Genomic DNA, 21,623 nt, shown 5'->3' with positions numbered 1-21,623 from the left:
GAAAACCCCGGCGACCGTCTCCGGTCGCCGGGGTGTGAGAACGAGGTCAGGCAGCGGCGGCGGCCGGCGAGCAAGCAGCTCGCGCGGCAGCGCTGAATCCGAACCTGACAGTCATGCCGGCCAGCCTAGCCCCGGGCCCGGCAGCCGTCACACGAATTGCGGCTGGCCAGATCTCGCGGGTATCCGGCGCGATCACCCCTGCCGCACGCAGCCACGCGCACCGGATAGTCGAGCCATGCCAGCCGGTACACATTCCGAGATCCGCGCAGCACGCGCCGGGGACCTGCCAGAACTCGCGCTCATCTGCGCCGAGCACGCCGCGTACGAGCGGGCACCAGCAGTGCCGTCCGACCTCGCGGTACGACTCGGTGAAGCTCTCTTCGGCCAGCGGCCGAGGCTCTTCTGCCTGATCGCCGCAGAGGGGGACCGGCTGATCGGCTATGCCACCTACACGGTCGACTACTCCACGTGGGCCGGGCGGGAGTACACGCATCTGGACTGCCTCTTCGTCCGCGAGGGGCAGCGCGGCAGTGGCCTCGGGCTGCGGCTGCTGCGCGCAGTCGCGGCCGGGGCTCACGACGAACTGCAGTGGCAGACTCCACAGTGGAACGATGGTGCCCAGCGCTTCTACGAGCGGCTCGGCGCGCGGCCGTCGGCCAAGGTCCGCTACACCCTCGCCGCCAGCCAGCTCGGGGAGGAACAGGCGCAAGGGCCGCGCAAGGGTGTCAACTCCCCCAGTAATTATTAGGAAACCTTCCTGTGCGTGCTACAAGGTACTTCGATCAATGTCGATTGATTGGGGAGTGTCCTTGTGAAACAATTCCTCGCCCTCACCCTGGCCGCGGCGGCAGCACCTGCCGTCCTCTGGCCGTCACCAGCAGCCGCGGCGGCACCGGCCACAGCAGACCGTCCCAGCCCGCAGGTCCTCGCCGTGCAGGCCGCTGACCGTGCTGTGGCCAGCGGGCTCGACTCGCTGGCCAGGAGCAGCAGTTCCGAGAAGTACGACCGCAGGATGGTCACTCCCTGGGTGAACAACCTGTTCTCCGTCGCCTACGAGCGCACGTACCGTGGCCTGCCCGTCGTGGGCGGCGACGCCGTGGTGCTCGCGGACGGCACGGGGCGGGTCCGGGAGACCAGCGTGGCCTCGCGGCGGCCGATCGCGGTGTCGACGGTTCCCGGCATCGCGGCCAGTACGGCGGAGGCGACGTCCAGGAGCCGGCTGACCACTGTGGACCGGGTCGACTCGCGCCGGCTGATCGTCTACACGGTCGGCGACACCGCGCCCCGCCTCGCGTGGGAGACCGTGGTCACGGGCACGACGGCCACCGCCCCCAGCCGCCTCCACGTGTACGTGGACGCGAACGACGGTTCCGTCCTCGGGCAGCGCGACGACGTGTTCGCCGGTACCGGCCAGAGCCAGTGGAACGGCCCCAACCCGCTGGCCATCGACACCACCCGCACCGGGTCGGCGTACACCACGGCCGACCCGAACCGGCCCGGCGTCGTCTGCCAGGACTACGCGACCAAGCAGCCGTTCTCGAAGTCCACGGACACCTGGGGCAACGGCCAGGCGACGTCCAAGGAGACCGGCTGCGTCGACGTGCTCTGGTCCACCAAGAACCAGTGGGACATGCTGAAGAACTGGCTGGGCCGCAACGGCATCGACGGCAACGGCCGTGGCGTGCCGATCCAGGTCGGCCTCAACCAGGTCAACGCGTACTGGACCGGCGACCACATCGAGATCGGCCGGAACAACGCCAGCCAGTGGATCGCCGCGATGGACGTGGTGGGCCACGAGCACGGGCACGCCATCGACCAGTACACGCCGGGCGGAGCTGGCCAGGAGGCCGGGCTCGGCGAGGCGACCGGTGACATCTTCGGCGCGCTGACCGAGGCGTACGCCAACGAGCCTGCCGAGTTCGACGAGCCCGACTACCTGGTCGGCGAGGAGGTCAACCTGGTCGGGCGCGGGCCGATCCGCAACATGTACAACCCCTCGCTCGTCAACAGCGACCCGAACTGCTACTCGTCGGCGATCCCGGGCACCGAGACGCACAAGGCCGCCGGCCCGTTCAACCACTGGTTCTACCTGCTCGCCGAGGGTTCCAGCCCCGGCGGCGGCAAGCCGGACAGCCCGACCTGCAACAACACCACGGTGACCGGGGTGGGCATCCAGCTGGCCGGCAAGGTGTTCTACGGCGGCATGCTGCTCAAGACGTCCGGCATGACGTACCGGAAGTACCGGGTGACCACCCTTCAGGCAGCCAAGAACCTCGACAGCACGTGCGCCCTGCACGCGAAGACCAAGGCGGCGTGGGACGCCGTGTCGGTGCCGGCCCAGACCGGCGAGGCGATCTGCGAACCGCCGGCGAACGACTTCACCCTCTCGCTGAACCCGGCGTCCGGCAGCACCCAGCCGGGCGGCTCGCTCTCCAGCACGATCAGCACGACCACGATCAGCGGCGTCTCGCACAACGTGAACCTGACCGTCACCGGCGCGCCCGCCGGCGTCACCGCCACGATCACGCCGCCGTCGGTCATGTCCGGCGGCTCAGCGACGCTCAGCATCTCGACGACGTCCGCGGCCCCGGCCGGTACGCACACGCTGACCGTGACCGGGACGGGCAGCCGGACGCACACGGTGCAGTACAGCCTGACCATCGTCACCGCTCCCAGCGACGACTTCCTGGTCAAGGTGAACCCGAACTCCGGCACCGTCCAGGCCGGCGGCACGCTGACCACGACCGTCCAGACCACGACGGTGTCCGGCAACCCGCAGCAGGTCACGCTGTCGGCGCAGAGCCTGCCGAAGGGCGTGACGGCGACGTTCGACCCGCCCACTGTCACCTCGGGCGGTACGTCGACGCTGACGATCGCGACGGATCCCGAGGCGGCGGCCGGTGAGAGCGTCTTCGCGGTGGCCGGGGTGGCCAACTCGGGTACCAGGACCGACGGCTACACGCTCACCATCACCGGCGGGCCGATCCCGGACGACTTCTCGGTCGCGGTGAATCCGAACTCCGGTACCGTCCAGGCCGGCGGCACGCTGACCACGACCGTCCAGACCACGACGGTGTCCGGCAACCCGCAGACCATCACTCTCCAGGCGATGGAGCTGCCGAGCGGCGTCGTGGCCACCTTCGACCCGCCGCAGGTCACCTCCGGCGGCACGTCGACGCTGACGATCACGACAGCGGCCGAGACGCCACCGGGCACGAGCACGTTCGCGGTCGCCGGCACGGCCAACTCCGGCACGCGGACCGACGGCTACACCCTGACCGTCACGGACACGAACAACGACTTCTCCGTGACGCTCAACCCCACATCCGGCTCCGTCCAGGCTGGACAGTCAGCGTCCTCCGCCGTCTCCACGGCCACGACGTCCGGCAACCCGCAACTGCTGACCTTCTCCGTCACCGGAGCGCCGTCCGGTGCCACGGCGAACGTCGACCCCGGCCAGGTGACCTCGGGCGGCTCGGCGACGCTGAACGTCTCCACCAGTTCCAGCACACCCGCCGGGGTCTATCAGCTCACCGTCACCGCGACCGCAGCCAGCGGCCAGCACTCGGTGGTCTACACCCTGACGGTGACAGCCCCGCCCGGTAACTGCTCCGGCGTGCCGGGCTGGAGTTCCGGCACTTCCTACGTCCCCGGCGACCGCGTCACCCACAACGGTCACCTGTGGAACTCCACCTGGTGGTCCACCGGAGCCGAACCGGGCGCGCCCCAGTCCTGGGCAGTCTGGCAAAACGCCGGCCCCTGCTGACCGTTTGGACCCGGTGAGAGCGAATCTGGACTGCGCATCGCGGTCTCCCACGTACAACACCGGTACGAGGGAGACCGCGATGCTTGCCAGATTCGTTCTCACCGGGCCACTTCAGGTCAGATCAAGATCAGGAGAGCAAAAGCAAAGATTTTTCTGGTACCTGTTGGCAGGTGAACCCTTCATCCCTGCTCCCGATCGCCCTGGAAGCCGTGGCCCTCGGCAGCGCACTGGCCACGAAGGCCCGCCCGGAAACCGTCGTCTACAAGAACGAGAAGGACCCGGTCACGGAGGTGGACGTGGCCGTCGAGCGCACGGTCCGCGACTTCCTCCGTACCCGCACGCCGGACATCGCGTTCCTCGGCGAGGAGGAGGGCCTGACCGGCAGCGGTGACCTGATGTGGGCACTCGACCCGATCGACGGCACCGTGAACTTCGCCCACGGGCTGCCGATGTGCGCCGTCAGCCTCGGCCTGGTCCGCGAGGGCACGACGTCAGTCCTCGGCGTGGTCGACCTCCCGTTCCTCGGCGAGCGCTACTACGCCGCCGAGGGCGCCGGAGCCTTCGACATCGACGGCAACCGGCTCGTCCACCGGCCGCGCCCGCTCGCCGAGTCGCTGGTGGCCATCGGCGACTTTGCGTACGGCGACGGAGCGGACGAGCGCAACGCCTACCGGTTCGGCTTCGTGAGCCGGCTCGTGCCGCACATCCAGCGCGTCCGGATCCTCGGCAGCGCGGTCACCGACCTGGCCTGCCTCGCGGCGGGCAAGGTCGACGCCGTCGTCCTCTACAACAACACGCCCTGGGACATGGCTGCCGGTTCGGTGATCTGCCGGGAGGCCGGCCTGACGGTCGCCGACCACGACGGCACGCCACACACGATGCGCTCGAAGGCCATAGTCGCCGGAGGCGCCGAGACCGTCGCCTCCATAGTGGACCTGCTCAGCGAGCGTTGAGCCAGGCGAGACTCGCCTCGATGATGTCCGCCGGCACGGTGTGCCCGCCCTCGAACTCGTCGTACCTGACCGGGTACCCGGCGTCCTCCAGCGTTCCCGCGAGCTTGCGGCCGCAGCGCTCGATCGGGAGGATGCGGTCGGCGGTGCCGTGGGAGACGTAGAAGTCCGGCCGGCCGGTGGCGCTGGTCGGCGCGGCGAACCCGGGCGAGTAGGCCAGCACGGAGTCGAAGATGTCGCCGTTGATGATGCCGAGCGAGGCAGCGTAGGACGCGCCGTCGGAGAACCCGCCGATCGTCAGCGGCAGCGGCCCCGTGCTGGCGAGGATGCCCCGCAGTTCGGCCTCGATCCTGGCCACGTCCGGCCCGTACCCGCCGCGGATCACGTCCCAGGTCACGCCGCCGGACTTCGGGGCGTAGAGCAGCAGGCCGTGCTTGTCGGCGTGGCCGGCCAGCAGGTCCATGGCGAACTCCGCGTCCTGCGTCGCGCCGTGCAGCAGCAGGACGATCCGGCTGGGTCCGGCTGCGGGTACGTGGAGCAGGCCGCCGGGCGGCACGGCGCTGCGCCCGGCCGGGAGCGCCCGGCCTCCAGAGTGGACTGTCGCGAGGTCGAGGCGGCCGGTCTGGTTCGTCATGGGTGTTCGCGCCTTCAGCTCGGGTGGCCGGGTACACGGAAGGGAAAAGCCCACCGATGATCGCAGAGCCGGCCCCGCCGCGTCGACCACCGGGGTCCGGGGCCCGCGACGGCAACCGGCGGGCCGCAGGGCCCGGCCGCTCGCTAGGCTCAGGGCGTGACTCAGGGGACGCAGGGTTCTGGCGGCGGGGCGGCCGGCGCGGGGGCGCAGCCCGATCCGCGCCTGCTCGCCATTCGTGACGCGGCGGCCCGGATGGCGAGGTCGCTGGCCGACCCCCGGCTGCGCCGCGCGGTCAGGGAGGTGGCCGGCGGGCGGCCAGCCCACCTGATCGTCGCCGGGGCCGACGAGCCGCTCGGCGACGTGTTCCGCCGGGTCCGGCCGGACGCCGGCGTGCACGTTCTCGCGATCGAGGACCCCTCGGACCCGCTCGGCTACCGCCTGATGCGCATCGGCGGCTGACCCGCCCCCTGCATATCGACAGCAGTCGACACCTTTACCCACCCCTGATACTGCCCGGTAACCCCGTATGTATGCTCTGCGGGCCCAGGCGGCGATAGTCCGCCGCAACAGGCAAAACATGGATGACTGTCGAATACCGTCCATGTCGCACAACAAGTACCTGGGGGAAACACCGTGAGGAAGCTCATCACCAAGATCCTGGCGACCGCCGTCATCGTGCCGGCCGTCGTATTCGGCGCGGGCAGCGCGGCGTCCGCCGCCGACGGCGGCACCGTGACCTGGAAGAACAAGGCCACCGGCAAGTGCCTGGCCGGCGTGCGGGGCATCGGCATGAACGTGCTGGCCGGCTCGTGCGGCATCTACCAGTCCAAGTGGACCGAGTACAGCCAGTCGGACGGCACCTGGCTGCTGAAGGCCCAGGCCATGGACATGTGGTGCCTGGACAGCAACGCGAACGGCAGCGTCTACACGCTGAAGTGCAACGGCGGCAACTACCAGAAGTGGTACCAGACCAGCACCTCGACTGGCTGGCAGCTGAAGAACAAGGCGACCGGTCGCTGCCTGGACAGCAACGCGAACGGCGAGGTCTACACGCTGGCCTGCAACGGCGGCAACTACCAGCGCTGGGCGTAACCGCCCACGCGAGGGGGCGCTCCCAGGTTGCGGAGCGCCCCCTCTTTCATGTCACACCCGCTCCGTCGCATTTGCATCTTTTGCCGGGACGACAGCGGCGCACGTTGATGCATATCCTCCCGTGACTAGGTATCCCGACTGAGTACCAGGACGGATACCGCGCCCCTGCCGCCGGACCAGGATCGAGCTCATGGACTCCGCATCCCCTCAGGACAGCCAGCCCGACGTGGAGCTGGAAGCACCAGCCCCCAGCCCGGGCACCCGGCGCTGGCTCCTCGCGGCCCTGGCCGGCACCGTCGCGCTGGCCGTCGCCGTGGGTGGCGGCTGGCTGCTCGTCCGGAACATGTCCGGATCGGACACCAAGGACGCCTCTGCCCGGGTCGAGACCGCGTACACCGCGCCAGCCGAGCCGAGCGCGACGGCCTCACCCTCCCCCTCGGCGAGCCCGGAGCCCAGCCCGGAGCCCACGCCTTCGGCCTCACCCTCGGCCAAGCCCTCGCCGTCGGCTTCGGCGTCCAAGCGGCCGGAGCCGCCGGGCACGCCGTGCAAGCGCCAGGGCGTCCTGGCCAGCGACGCCGAGGTGCGGGCAGCGCTCAACCAGGCCGCCGACCGGATGTACTTCCCGGAGAAGGCGCCGTTCAAGGTCCCGAGGAACCTGGTGTACGCCATCGCGTACATGGAAAGCGGCTGGAACAGCGACGTGATCTCCTGCGACGGCGGCGTCGGCCTGATGCAGCTGATGCCGGACACGGTCAGCCACATGAACGAGCGGATCAACGAGCGCCCGCTGAGCCCCTACAACTACAAGGAGAACGCGACGCTCGGCGTGCAGTACCTCTCGTGGCTCACCAAGTACTTCGTGGAGAACAACCCGGCCGTCTTCCCCAAGTACGACCTCACCGACAAGCGGCTGCTCACCGCCGTGATCGCGGCGTACCAGAGCGGGCAGTCCTCCGTGACCATCAACGGCGGCCAGGTGACCGTCCGCAACCCGCAGTACGTGGAGGCGGTCATGGCCCTGATGACCAGCTGCCCCTGCCTGTGACCCCGGCCGGGCGGCACGGCACACTCACTCCCCGTGAAGACTTTTCTCGTCATCGGGATCGGGGCAGGCGACCCGGAGTACCTGACCGTGCAGGCAGCCAGGGCGATCGGCCGGGCCAGCGCGTTCCTGGTCCTGGACAAGGGCGAGGAGAAGCAGGACCTGGTCGCGCTGCGCCAGCGGATCCTCGCCGAGCACGCGACGCCCGGGCACCGGGTCACCGAGGTGGCCGAGGTGGACCGCGACCGCACCACCCCGGCCTACACCAGGGCCGTCGAGGACTGGCGCGCCCGGCGCGGTGACCTGTACGAGGACTTCATCGCGGGCCTGGCCGACGGCGAGACCGGCGCGCTGCTGGTCTGGGGCGACCCGAGCCTCTACGACAGCACCATCGCCGCGCTGGAGGACGTGCTGGCCCGGGGCAGCGTGACCTTCGAGTACGCGGTGATCCCCGGGGTGAGCGCGATCTCCGCGCTGGCGGCCCGGCACCGCATCCCGCTGAACCGGATCGGGCGGCCGTTCCAGGTGACGACGGGCCGGCGGCTGGCCGAGGGCGTGCCGGCCGGCCTCGATGACGTGATCGTGATGCTCGACGCGCACTGCACCTTCGCCCAGCTCCCCGACGCTGCCGAGTTCGACATCTACTGGGGCGCGTACCTGGGCACGCCGGACGAGATCCTGGTGGCCGGGCGGGTCGACGAGGCCGGCCCGGAGATCCAGCGGGTCCGGGCAGCCGCCCGCGAGCGCAAGGGCTGGATCATGGACACGTACCTGCTCCGGCGGAGAGACGGCTGAGAGACAGCCGACACACTTGATCTCAAGTGGACGTGAGGTAGCACGCTGACTGGCATGAACAACAAGCCAGCAGACACCGAGTCCGAGATCGCCGCCATCCGCGAGGTCGTCGCAGCCGTCGAGCACGCGCAGCGCGACGAGCAGGTCGGTGCCTTCGTCAGCCAGTTCCGTGAGGACGCCATCTGGACCACGGCGCACGGCAAGCTCCTGATCGGCAGGGACGCCATCGCCGAGTTCACCGGCACGGTGCTGCCGGGCGCGATGGCGGGCCTGGTGCCCTCGTACGAGGTCGTGCACGTGCTCTTCATCCGCCCAGACGTCGCGGCAGTGAAGGTCAGGCAGCGGTACTTCTCCCCGGAGGGCGAACTGCTGACGGACATGGGCGAGGGCACGCCGATGTACGTGATGTCCAAAGAGGACGGCCAGTGGCGTCTTACCGCCAACCAGAACACGGCCAGGCGCGACTAGCGACCGCCCAGCGGAGCCGTCAGGCCGGCGGGGGCTGGTGGCTCAGCCCCGAGCCGAGCACCGCGAAGGCTTGTTCCGTCGCGGCCAGCGCGGTGGCGCGGACGGCTGCGGGATCGTCACCAGCCACGATCCCGCGGCGGATCTCGGCGATCACGGCCCGGTGAGCGCCGGCGATCGCACCGGCCAGCACCCGGGGCAGCGCGTCGCGCGGGCCGGCCTGCCACTCGGCGGCCAGCACGTCCGCCAGCGCGGCCTCGGCCCGCTCCCCGATCGCGAGCAGCCGGGCCTGGAGCGCGGTGCTGCCGGCGACGATCCGCCAGAAGGCCGCCGCGCGCTGGTCCAGGCCCAGGGTCTCCTCCCCGCCTCTCAGGGCGCCGAGCAGGTCGTCTCGCACCGCGTCTGTCACCGGGACGCCCGCAGGCCTTGACCTGACGACCTCGGCGAGCCGCCCCTCCACCTCCGCCGCCTGGTCGAAGAACAGGTCCTCCTTGGCCGGGAAGTAGTTGAAGACGGTCGTCACCGCGACGCCGGCCGCGCTGGCGACGTCGGCCACGGTGACCCGGTCGAAGCCACGCTCCGCGAACAACCGCATGGCTGCGCTGGTCAGCGCCTCGCGCGTCCGCTGTTTCTTCTGCTCCCGCAATCCCACACCGGGAATTGTAGTGTCACTGCAAACTTGAAGTCACTATAACTTTCTGGGTACCGTTGCCGCATGGCCTTCACCTTCGGCATCTACCCCGGCGCGCTGCTCGGAGATGACACCGGGGCTGTCACCCCGGTCCGGCCCGACGACCCGGAGCAGATCGTCACCGCCCTCCGCACCCTCCAGGGGCCGGCGCCCCGGCTGCTCGTCCGGGCGTACCGGCCATACGCGCAGACCACCCCGCCCGACACGCCACCGACACCCGCGCGGCCCGGCCGGTACGCGGGCGAGGGCCGGGCACTCGACCTCGTCCTGACCTTCCGCGAGCCGACGGGCACAGTGGACGGCTGGCTGGACTTCGTCCGGGAGACCGTCCGCGGCGAAGGGCACCGGATCGGCACGCTGCAGCTGTGCGAGGAACCCAACGCCGCCCTCCCCGTACTCGACGGCAGCATCCCCGGCGTCCTCACCGCGCTGGTCGAGGGCGTGGTCGCGGCGAAGGCAGAGGCGCGGGTGCTCGGGTACCCGATCGAGGTCGGGTTCAACGCCATCCCGTCGTTCGACCCGGCCGACACGTTCTGGGAACGGCTCGGGGCCGCCGCGACGCCCGAGTTCCACGCCGCTCTCGACTACGCCGGGCTGGACTTCTTCCCTGACGTGTTCCGGCCGATCCCCGCCGGGCAGCTGGGCGCGGCCGTCACCGGCGTACTCACTGCGATGCGGAACGACTGGCTGCCCCGGGCCGGCATCGGAGCCGGCGTCCCGATCCGGATCTGTGAGCACGGCTGGCCGACCGGGCCGGACCGGCCGGAGGAACGGCAGTCCGAAGTGGTCGAGGAGGTCGTACGGACGATCGCCGGGTTGCGGGAAACGCTCGGCGTCTCCGGCTACTCGTTCTTCGCGCTCCGCGACGCCGACAGCACCGGTACCGGCCTGTTCCACCGGTTCGGCCTGCTCCGCGACGACTACACGCCCAAGCCGGCCTTCGAGACCTACGCCAAGCTGATCGCCGAGCTGTCCAGTTAGGACTCAGGTAGGCCGGCGGCCCGGCCCATGTTCGTCATCATGTACTCGAATCCGGCCGCCGTGTCCGTCAGCACGTTCGCGTAGTGCCCGAACACCTCGAAGCTGATCGCGCCGAACAGCTGCGTCCACGCGGCGACGCCCCGCAGTACCGACTCGGCGGGCACGCCCGGCATCACCAGGGCACTCATGGCTTCCGCGTCGGCGAGCAGCGGCGCGGGGGCGACGCCGGCCGGCTGGAGCTGGCCGGTGGCCGAGGCGTCGGACAGGATGCGGCCGAGGACCCGGCCCGTACGGACGGCGGCCCGGACGGTGTCGTCCGGCGCGTGGTAGCCGGGCACCGGCGAGCCGTAGAGCAGCGCGTACTCGTGCGGATGGGCCAGCGCCCACCCCCGCACCGCGTGACACACGTCCAGCCACCGCGCTATGTACCCGCTCCCGGGCCGGTCAGCAGCCTCGGCCGCCTCGCCCATCGCGTCGTACGCGTCGATGATCAACGCCGTGAGAAGCTCGTCCCGGCTGCCGAAGTACCGGTACACGGCGGAGGAGACCATGCCGAGCTCGCGGGCGACGGCGCGCAGGGACAGCCCGCTCGCCCCGTCGACGGCGAGCTGCTCGCGGGCGATCCGCTTGATCTCGGCGGTCAGCTCCGCGCGGAGGCGGCTGCGTGCGGTGGTCACGCGTTGACTTTATACGAGAGCAGTGCTCTCATAACAGAGCACTGCTCTCTCTACCCTGGGAGTCACCATGCACGTCGTCCTCGGAGCCGGCCCGGTCGGCTCGGGTACCGCAGAGCTCCTCACCGCCGCAGGCCACCGCGTCCGGGTCGTCACCCGCTCCGGCACCGCCGTACCGGGCGCGGAGGCCGTGGCGGCCAGCGCCGCCGACCCGGTAGCCCTGCGCCGGGCGACCTTCGGGGCCGAGGTCATCTACAACTGCGTCAACCCCGCCTACCACCGCTGGGCCACCGACTGGCCGCCGATCTCGAAGTCCATCCTGGACAGTGCGGCCGCGTCGGGTTCCGTGCTGGTGACGATGGGCAACCTCTACGGCTACGGGCCGGTGGACGGGCCGATGACCGAGGCGCTGCCGCTGGCCGCCGAGCACGTCAAGGGCCAGGTACGGGCCGCGATGTGGCGGGAGGCGATCGCGGCGCACGACGCGGGCCTGATCCGGTTCGCCGAGGCGCGGGCCTCGGACTTCTTCGGCCCCGGCGCGCTCGCCAACAGCCACCTCGGCCAGCGGGTCATGCCCCGGCTGTTCGGCGGCAGGGCGCTCACGGTGATCGGGTCGGCCGACCAGCCGCACACCTGGTCGTACCTGCCGGACGTGGCCCGCGCGATGGTGGCCCTCGGCACCGACCAGCGCGCGTGGGGCCACGCCTGGCACGTACCGTCAGCGGCCCCCGCGACCCAGCGCGAGATGATCGGCAGGTTCGCGGCAGCGGCCGGCGTACCGGCCCCGAAGGTCTCCGTGCTGCCCAGGCTCGCACTCCGCGCCGCTGGCCTGTTCAACCCGCAGGCCCGCGAGATCGCCGGCATCCTCTACCAGTTCGACCGGCCGTTCGTCATGGACTCCTCGGCCGCGACGCGCGCGCTGGGCCTGACCGCGACCCCGGCGGACGCTGCGGTCACCGGGCACGTCGCGTGGTGGAGAAACCGGTTGCCCGCCGTCTGACGCCACTGTTCTACTGGCCGGAGTACCCACGTTCTGAGGAGCACCATGCGAACTGCAGTCATGTCCAACCAGGTCACCGTTGCCTACGTCAAGGACTTGACTGTTGAACTCTCTGAACTTGGGAATCCTCGCGCACGTCGACGCCGGTAAGACCAGCCTCACCGAGCGGCTGCTGCACGCCGCCGGTGTCATCGGCGAGGTCGGCAGTGTCGACGACGGCAGCACCCAGACCGACTCCCTCGCGCTGGAACGCCAGCGTGGCATCACCATCAAGTCCGCCGTGGTCTCGTTCGCCCTCGGCGGCACCACCGTCAACCTGATCGACACGCCCGGCCACCCCGACTTCATCGCGGAGGTCGAGCGGGTCCTCGGGGTTCTCGACGGCGCGGTGCTGGTGGTGTCCGCTGTGGAGGGCGTCCAGCCGCAGACCCGCATCCTGATGCGCGCGCTGCGGCGGCTGGCCATCCCCACCCTGGTCTTCGTGAACAAAGCCGACCGCCGGGGTGCCGATCCTGACCGCGTCCTGCGCGAGATCAGCACGAAACTCGGCGTGCCTGCCGCGCCCATGACCACAGTGGACGCCCCGGGCACGCCCGGCGCCCAGATCAGCGCCATCCTGCCCGGCGGCCCGCTCACCGAGGTGCTGGCCGAGCAGGACGACGAGATCCTTTCCTGGTACCTGGAGGGCGAGGCTGCCCCGCGACAGCGGCTGCTGGCCGCGCTCCGGGAGCAGACGGCGAAGGGGCTGGTCTGCCCGGTGTACACCGGCTCGGCGATCACCGGAGCCGGCGTGGACCTGCTGACCAGCGCGATCCGCGACCTGCTCCCCCCAGCAGCTGGCGAGGCGGACGGGCCGGTGTCCGGCACGGTGTTCAAGGTGGATCGTGGCGCGGCCGGCGAACGGCTCGCGTACGTGCGGATGTTCGGCGGCACGCTCCGGACCCGTGACCGGCTGCCCCAGGGCCGGGTCACCGGGATCGACCTGTTCAGCGAGGGCAAGGCCGCCCGGGCCACGGCCGTGCGGGCCGGGCAGATCGCGATCGTGCGCGGGCTGGCCGGCATCCGGATCGGCGACACGATCGGCGAGGTACCCGCGCGGGGAGCCGCCCGCCAGTTCGCCGCGCCCAGCCTGGAGACGGTGATCGAGCCCGGGTACCCGGGGGCGCGCGGCGCGATGCTCGCGGCCCTCGCCCAGCTCGCCGAGCAGGACCCGCTGATCAACCTGCGGCAGGACGACGAGCGGCAGGAGGTGCACGTCTCGCTGTACGGCGAGGTGCAGAAGGAGGTCATCGAGGCGACCCTGGCGTCGGAGTACGGCGTGCCGGTCACGTTCCGGGAGAGCACGACGGTGTGCGTGGAACGGGTGGCCGGTACCGGCGAGGACTTCGAGATCATCGCGAAGGGCGACAACCCGTTCCTCGCGACGGTCGGTCTGCGGGTCGAGCCGGGCCCGGAAGGGTCCGGCGTCACGTACCGGCTGGGCGTCGAGCTCGGTTCCATGCCGATGGCGTTCATGACGGCCGTGGAGAGCACCGTGCGCGAGACGCTGGGCCAGGGCCTGCACGGCTGGCAGGTCATCGACTGCGTGGTGACCCTGACCCACTCCGGGTACTTCGCCCGGCAGAGCCACTCGCACGGCACCTTCGACGCGAGCATGTCCAGCACGGCCGGCGACTTCCGCAACCTCACGCCGCTGGTGCTGATGGACGCGCTCCGCCGGGCCGGTACCCGGGTGCACGAGCCGATCCACGAGTTCTGGCTGGAGATCCCGGGCGAGAGCCTCAAGCCGGTGCTCCAGGTGCTCGCCCGGCTGCGCGGCACGCCACGGGTGTGCGAGCCGCGCGGCACCGGGTACCTGCTGGAGGGCGAGATCCCCGCAGCCCGCGTCCACGAACTCCAGCAGCAGCTGCCGACCCTGACCAGCGGCGAAGGCGTCCTGGACTCCGTCTTCTCCCACTACCAGCCGCTCCAGGGCGAGCAGTGGACCCGGCCCCGCACCGACCACAATCCCCTCAACCGCAAGGAGTACCTGCGGGCACTGCGGCAGGGAGCGTGAACACGTTGCCTGGGCGACGGAACACCTGGGCATGTGCTGCGGCCGGGCCTGCGCGTGGCAGGCCCGGCCGTCGTACTGGCTGCGGGATCAGGTGTCCAGGTGGCAGGTGCCGCAGGCGGCGCGGCGGCGGAGGTAGTAGGCGTAGGCCGCCGCGATCAGGCAGAGGCCCCACAGTGGCCAGAGGGCGGCTGGCCCGCTGATCAGCAGGTGCTTCGTGTCGCCCCAGTGCTTGATGATCCCCAGGATCATGGTGTTGCCCGCCGCGATCACCGACAGGCCGACCAGGGTGGCAGGAACGACCGCGAGCGTGATGGGCACGCGCTTGCCGCGCATGCCGAGCATCCACCGGGGGAAGACCTCGCCCCAGCGCTGCACGAGACCGAGCGTGAGGATCGAGCCGCCGACCCCGAAACTGCCGAGCAGCGCGCCAGCCAGCCAGATACCCGGTGCCTCGGCCTCCAGTGACCGAAGTTCCTCGCTGCTGAACCCGTATGGGATGCCAAGGAACCAGGCCCAGCGGGTGAGTGCGTAGAGCACCGGGATGATCGCCGCCGTCCACGCCGCCCACAGGCCCCAGCGGGCCGCGCGGGCCCGGCTGACGAACCCGAGTTCCGTCGCCCGCCCGCAGTCGTCGCACGCCAGCCGCCGGCGCCGGTTGGCCTTGGTCGCGGTGAGCGCGAACAGCAGGCCGCCGAGCAGGCACAGGAACAGGTTCACGACCGGCCAGGGCAGGAAGTCCATGAACGAGATGTGCCGCGCGTACCCGAGCGGCCAGATGACCGGCAGGACCAGGAACCTGCCGAGCGCCACGAGCGGCCGGTAGTCCTGGATGACGACGACGAGCAGAGCCGCGTACCCCCAGGCCACCCCGATGAGTGCCTTCGGTGGCCTGGCCGCCCTGGTCAGTACGAGCGCTGTGACGAGCCCGGCCAGGCCGAGTACGGCGATCAGCGGCCCGCCCACCTCCGCGCCTAGCCGGCCCGGAACCGTCGCGTCCCGCACGGCGACCTCCGGGTCGCCGTACCCGAACGGGAAGCCCGGGCCGCCGAGCGCCCAGATCACGCCGAGGACGGCGTAACAGGCCGCCCACGCTGCTGTCAGGTACCCCTGCACGTTCTTCATACCCACAACACTCGTCGCCCGGAGCCTTGCAGACGATCTGCCAAAAGGCAGAAAGCCAGGCCGGGGACGGGGCGGGGTATGCCGAACGGGTTAGAAGAGCGCGCGGGTCCCGCCGCCCCAGTACGGGGCGTTCCACCGCTGGACCGGCCCGGTGTACCCGCCGCCGGCCTTCGGGGTGAGCGTGAAGAGCGCCTGGTGGCTGCCGCCGTAGTCGTAGAACAGCGCGAGGTCGTCGCGTCCGTCCTTTGCGGTGTACGCCCCCGCCGCCAGGAACTTCGTGCCGCCGCCCCAGACCGGGCCGTCCCACATGGTCTTCAGCGCGCCCTGTGGCGTGAGACTGAAGGCTGCGATGTGCCCGCCGCCGTAGTCGTAGAACAGCGCGAAGTCCGTCTTGCTGTCCCCGTCGAAGTTGCCGGACTGGACGAACTTCGTGCCACGACCCCACTGCGGCGCGTCCCACAGGGTGGACGGCCCTTCGAAGTAGCTGCCGTTGGGACCTGCGGTCAGGGCGAAGGTCGCCACGTGACCGTCACCGTAGTCGTAGAACAGCCCCAGGTCGGTCCGGCCATCGCCGTTGAAGTCACCGGCGGACATCGCACGCGTGCCGGAACCCCAGGTGGACAGGCCCAATCCTGCGTTCCTGACCCCGCCGTCCGGTTGGACCAGCAGGGCGTCGATCTGCACCCAGCTGCTGTCCAGCTGGCGGAAGATGGCGAAGTCGGTGCGGCCGTTCCCGTCGAAGTCACCCGTGCTGGCGAACCTGAGCTGGCCCCAGTAGTCACCTCCCCACCACACCGGCTTCGGTGCGCCGAAGCCCCCGCTGCCGTTCGAGGTCATGGTCAGGAAGGCCAGGCCCTCCACGCCGAAGTCGTAGAGGAAACCGAGATCGGCCTTGCCGTCGCCGTTGAAGTCCCCGGCCGTGACAGACCTGGTTCCCTTGCCCCAGGCCTTGTCCTCCCAGCGCAACGTCACCGGTCCCAGGCCGCCATCGAGGCCGTCCATGCCCCAGAGCGCGACGTGACCGTTGCCGTAGTCGTAGAACATCGCGACGTCGGCGCGCCCGTCGCCGTTGAAGTCAGCCTTGAACTGGCTGGAGCCAGGCAGAAGTGTCCCCTGTGGATGCTCCGGCCCCACGGAGACGCTGTCGCCGCCGGTGTCGGTGGTCGTGCCGTCCGTGGTGGAGATCGAGGCGAAGTACGACCCGGGCTTGGCGTAGGTGTGTGTCCTGTTCGGCAGCTGAGCCGAGGCGGTCTTTCCGTCGACGAGCGGCGGGACGGCGATGTCCAGCGTCTCCTTGGTCCCGTCGCCCCAGTCGTAGGTCACCTTGATCGTGACGGTGCCCCAGCTTGCCGTGTACGAGACGTCCGACCACTCGGCCGTCAGCCCGCCAGCGGACTTCACCGGCCGGACGAAACCCTCGCTGAACTGGTAAGCCGTGTACGAGGCTTCGTACGCGCCCCGGTCGTGATGTCCCACGCCGGTGCCCGTCGCCTCGGGCACGTTGGGGTTGCGGACCCGTGCCCTGCCCGGGAGGTCCGTGCCGAGCTGGCCCGGCGCGAGCGCGTCGGCGGAGTCGATCAGCTCGTGCGGGATCACCGAGGCCGGGAGCCGCGCGATCATGACGTCAGCCTGGCCCTGGCCGGTCGCGGCCTGGAACTCCGCCGCTGTCCGGTAGACGCCTCCGCCCCACGAGTAGACCGGGCTGTCCTGGCGCTCCAGTGCGTTGTACCTGGCCGTGGTCTGCACCGCGCTGCTGGCGTCGACAGTCAGGAACGGAGCCTGGATCGACTCTTCCTCCGTCCGGAAGACGTTGTTCGCCAGGAAGGCCCCGGAGGACGCGCCGGACAGGGTGAGCGCCCCTTGGATCGCGCTGATCGTGTTGCTGGTGATGACGGCCCTGGGGCTGTCCCGGACAACAACGGGAAGCGGTCTGGCGGAGTAACCACGCACGGCGCTGGTCGAGAGAACAGCATCCGCCGCTCCGTCGAACACGATGCTCCGGTGCGAGTATGTCCGCTGCACCCTGACCCGGTCTCCGGTGACCAGCAGCGCCGTGACCAGGTAAGCCCGGTCGACGAACACGTCGTCCCCGGCGATCAGGCTGCTGCCGTTCCCGGTGGACCAGAGGTCGAGGCGCTCGATCCGGATGTGGTTCACCCCGGCCGGGATGGTCAGCCCGCCGTCCTCCAGATAGATCCGTGACCGCTGGGGCGCCTCGATCGTGATGGGTGCCGCCGCGGTGCCGGAGCGCTTGAACGTCAGCGAACCCGCCTTGTGGATGTGCCCCAGGAGCCGGACCGTCTGGCCGGGCTGGGCCGCGTCCACCGCAGGCTGGACCTTGCAGAACGGCCTGAACTGGTCAGTGCCCGGCCCGGTGTCCGAACACGACGAGGATTCGCTGTTCACGTACAGAATGGTGCTGACCGGCTCTGCGTGTGCTGTTGTGGCTGGTAACGCCAGCGCGGCCACAGCCAGTGCTGTCAGGGTGCCCAGTCGTTTCATCTCGCTCCTGCCTGCGTGTGCGACACGCGGATTATTCACGTGCCCGCCGACGGAGTGCCACCCCGGCGAAAGTGGCACTTGCGTCGATGTCCGTCAGGCTCAGACGTTCTGGTGGCAGGTGACGCAGGCGGGCCGGCGGCGGAGGTAGTAGGCGTAGGCAGCGCCGATCAGGGCCAGCCCCCACAGTGGCCAGAGCACCGAGGGGCCGATGATCGCCAGGTGCGCCGGGTCGCCGAGGTGCCGGAAGAAGCTGATGATCATGGTGTTGCCCGCCGCGATGACCGCGAGGCCGACGACGGTCGCCGGGATCACCGCGAGCTTGATCGGTACCCGCTTGCCGCGCAGGCCGGGCATCCACCGGGGGAACACCTCGCCCCAGCGCTGCACGAGACCGAGCGTGAGGATCGAGCCACCGACCCCGAAACTGCCCAGCAGCGCGCCGGCCAGCCAGATACCGGGTGCCTCGGCGCCGATCGCCTTGAGCTCGGCGGCGCTGAAACCGAACGGGATGCCGAGGAACCACGCCCAGCGGGTCAGCGCGTACAGGACCGGGATGACCGCGGCCACCCACACTGCCCACACGCCCCAGCGGGCGGCGCCGGCCCGGGTGGTGAGGCCGTGGTCGTGCCCGCCGGTCCGCCCGCAGCCGGGGCACGCCTGGCGGCGACGGCGGCTGGCCCGGATGGCCGTCGCGACGAAGAGGGTGCCGCCGGCCAGGCACGAGAACAGGTTCAGTACCGGCCAGGGCAGGTAGTCGGTGACGCTGATGCTCTTCGCGTAGCCGAGCGGCCAGAGGATCGGCAGTTCCAGCGCGCGCCCGATCGCGACCAGCGGCCGCATGTCCTGGATCACCGCGATGAGGAGTACCCCGTATGCCCAGCCAGCGCCGATGATCCAGCGGGCCGGCCTGGCCGAGCGGGCCATGACGAGCGCGGCTGCGGCGCCGGTCAGGCCGAGTACCGCGATCACCGGGCCGCCGGCCTCCGCGCCCAGCCGGCCCAGGACGGTGCTGTCGCGCACCCCGGGGTCGGGGTCGCCGTACCCGAACGGGAAGCCCGGGCCGCCGAGCGCCCAGATCACGCCGAGGACGGCGTAACAGGCCGCCCACGCTGCTGTCAGGTACCCCTGCACGTTCTTCATGTCCACTACGCTCGCCGCCCGTGATCTTGCAGACCATATGCCGAATGGCAGAAGAGCCGGGCGTGGCCGGAGGCTGGGTACGCCGATCGGCAGAGCGGGCCCGGGAAGTGGATCTTTAGGCTGGAGGCATGAGACCGAGTGCGAGGCGGTACTGGCTGGCCGGTGGAGTGGCCGGCCTGACCATGCTCGGTGGCCTGGCGCTGGCGCCGCTGGCCGGGGCGCTGACGGCCGTCCCGCTGGCCGTGCCGGTGGCCGCGGTGGTGTGGCTGGCCGTCTCCGGCGACCGGCAGCGCCTGCTGTGGCCGGTCGGTGTGGCCGGGGCGGTGTCGGTGGCCTGCACGGTGCTGTTCCTGCTCGGGAAGCCAGGCGGTGACGAGCGCGGTGCCCTGCTGGGCATGGTGGAGGTGGCCGCGCTGCTGCTGCTCGCGACGGCAGCCATCCGGTGGGCTCCGGCGCGGCTGGTGTCGGCGTGGGCCGGGCTGGCCGGGCTGGCGGAGTCGCTGTGGATCCTGCGTTACATGACGCAGCAGCCCGGCGTCTCGCCACTGGAACTCGTCGCTGGCTGTGCACTGTGGTCGGTGCCACTGGCCGGGGCCGCGATCGCCGGCGGGTATCCGAGGCTGGCCGAGTACCGGCGGGAGCGGGCTGTCACGGAAGCCCGGCAGGAGCAGCGGCTCGCGCTGGCCGCCGACCTCCACGACTACGTGGCCCACGACGTGAGCGGCATGGTCGCCCTGGCCCAGGCGGGCCGGATGGTCGCGGCCACCAACCCGGAAGCACTGGCCGGCCTGCTGGAACGCATCGAGGAGGCCGGCCAGCACGCGCTGACGGCGATGGACCGTGCGGTCGGGACGCTGCGGACCGGCGAGGGGGCCCGCGAGCCGGTACCGGGGCTGGAGGAACTGCCGGGGCTCGTGGAGCGGTTCGCTCAGGAAGGTACCGGGAAGACAGACCTTGATTTTGATCTTGAGGGTGACGTGCCCAGGGACGTGGGCAGCACGGCCTACCGGATCGTCGTCGAGGCGCTGACCAACGTGCGGCGGCACGCTGCGGGAGCGACGGCGGTGCGGGTGAGCGTGAGAAGAGAAGGCGAGATGGTCAGAGTGTCCGTTGCGGACAGTGGTGGCGCGGGGACACCGCGCGCGGAGGGCGGCTCGGGACTGGCCGGGCTCACGGAACGAGTCGGACTGCTCGGCGGCACGCTGGAAGCCGGGCCAGAGGGCAGCGGCTGGCGGGTCAGCGCGGCCCTGCCGGGAAGGACACGGGCATGACCACGCGGATCGTGATCGCCGACGACCAGGAGAACGTCCGGATCGGATTCCGGCTCGTGCTCGACGCTCAGCCGGACATGACCGTCGTCGGCGAGGCAGCCAGCGGCGACGCGGCCCTCGACCTGGTCAGGCACCTCAAGCCGGACGTGCTGCTCGCCGACATCCGCATGCCGGGCCTGGACGGCATCGAGGTCACCCGGCAGCTGGCGGACGATCCGGCCAGGGTCATCGTGGTCACGACCTTCGAGCAGGACGACTACGTGCGGGCCGCGCTGGGCCACGGCGCGAGCGGCTTCCTGCTGAAGCGGTCAGGCCCGGCGCTGCTGGTGGAGGCGGTCAGGGCGGCGATGCAGGGCGACACGCTGATCAGCCCGCAGCTCACTGTCCGCCTGCTCCGCCAGCTCAACCCCTCTCCTGCGGTACCGGAGGAGGCAGCCTCCGTCACGAGCCGCGAGCTGGAGATCATCAGGCTGGTCGCCCAGGGCGCGACCAACACGGAGATCGCGGCGGAACTGTTCATCACGGCGGGCACCGTGAAGACCCACCTGGCGAACATCCAGGCCAAGCTCGGCGCGCGCAACCGGGTCGGCATCGCGGCCTGGGCCTGGTCACACGGCCACGCCTAGAGGTCCTTCGTCAGGGTCTCGAAGCGCAGGCCGGCCACGAGCGGCTCGCCGAACCGCGCCTGCCCGTACGGGAACGGCGTGAACTCGCCCGTGCGGTGGTAACCCCGGCGCTCGTACCAGGCGATCAGCTCCTCCCGGACCGAGATCACCTTCATCTCCATGCGCTGGGCACCCCAGGTCTCCGCCGCGTACCGCTCCGCGGCGGCGAGCACGGCCGCGCCGATCCCGGAGCCCTGAAGCACTGGGCGGACGGAGAACATGCCGAAGTAGGCGGCGTCGCCCTGGTGCTCGAGTTCGCAGCAGGCCAGGACCTCGCTGCCCTCGGACTCGGCGACCAGGACCACTGTGGACGGCTTGGCGAGGAGCGCGGCGACGTCGGCGGCGTCGGTGCGCTGCCCGCCGATCAGGTCGGACTCCGTCGTCCAGCCCTCCCGCCCAGAGTCGCCACGGTAGGCGGAGTTGACCAGGTCAGCGATGGCTGGCGCGTCGGCGGGCGTCGCGGGCCGGAGTTCGGTGTGCGGCACACCCGAACTCTAGATGTTCTGTCCCGTGAGGTTGGGGATGCGGCTGGCTGGTGGGTGGCCGCCGAGTGCGGTGTGTGCTCGGTGGTGATTGTAGGTGTGGAGGAAGCCGGCGAGGGCTGTCCGGCGTTCGGTTTCTGACTGGTAGGGGCGGGCGTAGGCCCATTCGTCGGCCAGGGTGCGGTGGAAGCGTTCGACTTTGCCGTTGGTTTGCGGCCGGTAGGGCCGGGTGCGTTTGTGCTGGATCCCGGCGGTGGCCAGAGCTTCGCGCCAGGACGTGGACCGGTAGGCGGAG

Annotated in this window: 21 protein-coding genes; 13 read left to right on the top strand and 8 right to left on the bottom strand. The window is 70.7% G+C overall.

Annotated elements, in window-relative coordinates; all coding sequences use genetic code 11:
• Nucleotides 1-235: 235 nt before the first annotated feature.
• The 3 genes from A3G1_RS0110200 (at nt 236) to A3G1_RS0110190 (ending at nt 4,719) form a co-directional block, all read left to right on the top strand.
• Nucleotides 236-748 (top strand): GNAT family N-acetyltransferase, encoded by a 513-nt coding sequence (locus A3G1_RS0110200; RefSeq protein WP_018349376.1) that lies wholly within the window; start codon nt 236-238, stop codon nt 746-748.
• 63 nt (nt 749-811) lie between these two features.
• Nucleotides 812-3,766, top strand: coding sequence for a M4 family metallopeptidase (locus A3G1_RS41715; RefSeq protein WP_018349375.1), 2,955 nt, complete (start codon nt 812-814; stop codon nt 3,764-3,766).
• A 170-nt stretch (nt 3,767-3,936) separates the two neighbouring features.
• Nucleotides 3,937-4,719 (top strand): inositol monophosphatase family protein, encoded by a 783-nt coding sequence (locus A3G1_RS0110190; RefSeq protein ID WP_018349374.1) that lies wholly within the window; start codon nt 3,937-3,939, stop codon nt 4,717-4,719.
• On the opposite strand, the gene A3G1_RS0110185 is transcribed toward A3G1_RS0110190, so the two are convergent.
• Nucleotides 4,706-5,350, bottom strand: a complete 645-nt coding sequence (locus A3G1_RS0110185; RefSeq protein WP_018349373.1) for an alpha/beta hydrolase — start codon at nt 5,348-5,350, stop codon at nt 4,706-4,708. The genes A3G1_RS0110190 and A3G1_RS0110185 overlap by 14 nt on opposite strands.
• Before the next feature lie 156 nt (nt 5,351-5,506).
• Here A3G1_RS0110185 and A3G1_RS0110180 point away from each other — a divergent pair, with 156 nt between their 5' ends.
• From A3G1_RS0110180 to A3G1_RS0110160, 5 genes are all read left to right on the top strand, one after another.
• Complete coding sequence (locus A3G1_RS0110180) at nt 5,507-5,809, top strand: hypothetical protein (RefSeq protein ID WP_157641038.1); 303 nt, start codon at nt 5,507-5,509, stop codon at nt 5,807-5,809.
• A 174-nt stretch (nt 5,810-5,983) separates the two neighbouring features.
• Nucleotides 5,984-6,442, top strand: a complete 459-nt coding sequence (locus A3G1_RS0110175; protein ID WP_018349371.1) for an RICIN domain-containing protein — start codon at nt 5,984-5,986, stop codon at nt 6,440-6,442.
• Between the two features lie 190 nt (nt 6,443-6,632).
• Nucleotides 6,633-7,487, top strand: coding sequence for a transglycosylase SLT domain-containing protein (locus A3G1_RS34120; protein WP_018349370.1), 855 nt, complete (start codon nt 6,633-6,635; stop codon nt 7,485-7,487).
• Between the two features lie 33 nt (nt 7,488-7,520).
• On the top strand, nt 7,521-8,279 hold the full coding sequence (gene cobF / locus A3G1_RS0110165) for a precorrin-6A synthase (deacetylating) (protein ID WP_018349369.1): 759 nt from the start codon (nt 7,521-7,523) through the stop codon (nt 8,277-8,279).
• A 54-nt stretch (nt 8,280-8,333) separates the two neighbouring features.
• Nucleotides 8,334-8,747: an SgcJ/EcaC family oxidoreductase gene (locus A3G1_RS0110160; protein WP_018349368.1), complete on the top strand. Its 414-nt coding sequence runs from the start codon at nt 8,334-8,336 to the stop codon at nt 8,745-8,747.
• 19 nt (nt 8,748-8,766) lie between these two features.
• On the opposite strand, the gene A3G1_RS0110155 is transcribed toward A3G1_RS0110160, so the two are convergent.
• Complete coding sequence (locus tag A3G1_RS0110155; RefSeq protein ID WP_026211993.1) at nt 8,767-9,396, bottom strand: TetR family transcriptional regulator; 630 nt, start codon at nt 9,394-9,396, stop codon at nt 8,767-8,769.
• Nucleotides 9,397-9,459: 63 nt separating this feature from the next.
• Here A3G1_RS0110155 and A3G1_RS0110150 point away from each other — a divergent pair, with 63 nt between their 5' ends.
• The gene (locus tag A3G1_RS0110150) at nt 9,460-10,416 is read left to right on the top strand and encodes a hypothetical protein (protein ID WP_018349366.1); all 957 of its coding nucleotides are present in this window, start codon (nt 9,460-9,462) and stop codon (nt 10,414-10,416) included.
• Here the strand turns inward: A3G1_RS0110150 and A3G1_RS0110145 are convergent.
• Entirely contained in the window at nt 10,413-11,093 is a 681-nt protein-coding gene (locus A3G1_RS0110145; protein ID WP_018349365.1) for a TetR/AcrR family transcriptional regulator, read from the bottom strand. The genes A3G1_RS0110150 and A3G1_RS0110145 overlap by 4 nt on opposite strands.
• Nucleotides 11,094-11,160: 67 nt before the next feature.
• On the opposite strand from A3G1_RS0110145, the gene A3G1_RS0110140 reads away from it, so the two are divergent.
• Both A3G1_RS0110140 and A3G1_RS0110135 read left to right on the top strand, forming a co-directional pair.
• Nucleotides 11,161-12,090, top strand: coding sequence for an NAD-dependent epimerase/dehydratase family protein (locus A3G1_RS0110140; RefSeq protein ID WP_018349364.1), 930 nt, complete (start codon nt 11,161-11,163; stop codon nt 12,088-12,090).
• Nucleotides 12,091-12,193: 103 nt separating this feature from the next.
• Nucleotides 12,194-14,146, top strand: coding sequence for an elongation factor G (locus A3G1_RS0110135; protein ID WP_026211992.1), 1,953 nt, complete (start codon nt 12,194-12,196; stop codon nt 14,144-14,146).
• Between the two features lie 87 nt (nt 14,147-14,233).
• On the opposite strand, the gene A3G1_RS0110130 is transcribed toward A3G1_RS0110135, so the two are convergent.
• From A3G1_RS0110130 to A3G1_RS0110120, 3 genes are all read right to left on the bottom strand, one after another.
• Complete coding sequence (locus A3G1_RS0110130; protein ID WP_018349362.1) at nt 14,234-15,268, bottom strand: hypothetical protein; 1,035 nt, start codon at nt 15,266-15,268, stop codon at nt 14,234-14,236.
• A 90-nt stretch (nt 15,269-15,358) separates the two neighbouring features.
• A complete protein-coding gene (locus tag A3G1_RS0110125) occupies nt 15,359-17,770 on the bottom strand; it encodes an FG-GAP repeat domain-containing protein (protein WP_018349361.1) in 2,412 nt (803 codons plus the stop codon).
• A 99-nt stretch (nt 17,771-17,869) separates the two neighbouring features.
• Entirely contained in the window at nt 17,870-18,910 is a 1,041-nt protein-coding gene (locus A3G1_RS0110120; RefSeq protein ID WP_051110498.1) for a hypothetical protein, read from the bottom strand.
• Between the two features lie 128 nt (nt 18,911-19,038).
• Between A3G1_RS0110120 and A3G1_RS34115 the strand changes: the two genes are divergently transcribed.
• Both A3G1_RS34115 and A3G1_RS0110110 read left to right on the top strand, forming a co-directional pair.
• Nucleotides 19,039-20,181 (top strand): sensor histidine kinase, encoded by a 1,143-nt coding sequence (locus A3G1_RS34115; RefSeq protein WP_085985691.1) that lies wholly within the window; start codon nt 19,039-19,041, stop codon nt 20,179-20,181.
• The gene (locus tag A3G1_RS0110110) at nt 20,178-20,807 is read left to right on the top strand and encodes a response regulator (protein ID WP_018349358.1); all 630 of its coding nucleotides are present in this window, start codon (nt 20,178-20,180) and stop codon (nt 20,805-20,807) included. The genes A3G1_RS34115 and A3G1_RS0110110 overlap by 4 nt, the downstream gene beginning before the upstream one ends.
• On the opposite strand, the gene A3G1_RS0110105 is transcribed toward A3G1_RS0110110, so the two are convergent.
• Together A3G1_RS0110105 and A3G1_RS34110 are read right to left on the bottom strand one after the other, a co-directional pair.
• Nucleotides 20,804-21,331 carry a GNAT family N-acetyltransferase gene (locus A3G1_RS0110105; RefSeq protein ID WP_018349357.1) on the bottom strand — a complete coding sequence of 176 codons (528 nt, stop codon included), beginning with the start codon at nt 21,329-21,331 and terminating at the stop codon, nt 20,804-20,806. The genes A3G1_RS0110110 and A3G1_RS0110105 overlap by 4 nt on opposite strands.
• Nucleotides 21,332-21,340: 9 nt before the next feature.
• Nucleotides 21,341-21,623: integrase core domain-containing protein (locus A3G1_RS34110; RefSeq protein WP_018349356.1), on the bottom strand; the 283-nt coding region annotated here is incomplete at its 5' end.

Origin of the sequence: Longispora albida DSM 44784, from assembly GCF_000379825.1 — a bacterium.
Lineage (GTDB): Bacteria > Actinomycetota > Actinomycetes > Mycobacteriales > Micromonosporaceae > Longispora > Longispora albida.
This window is presented reverse-complemented; position numbering and strand designations above follow the sequence as displayed.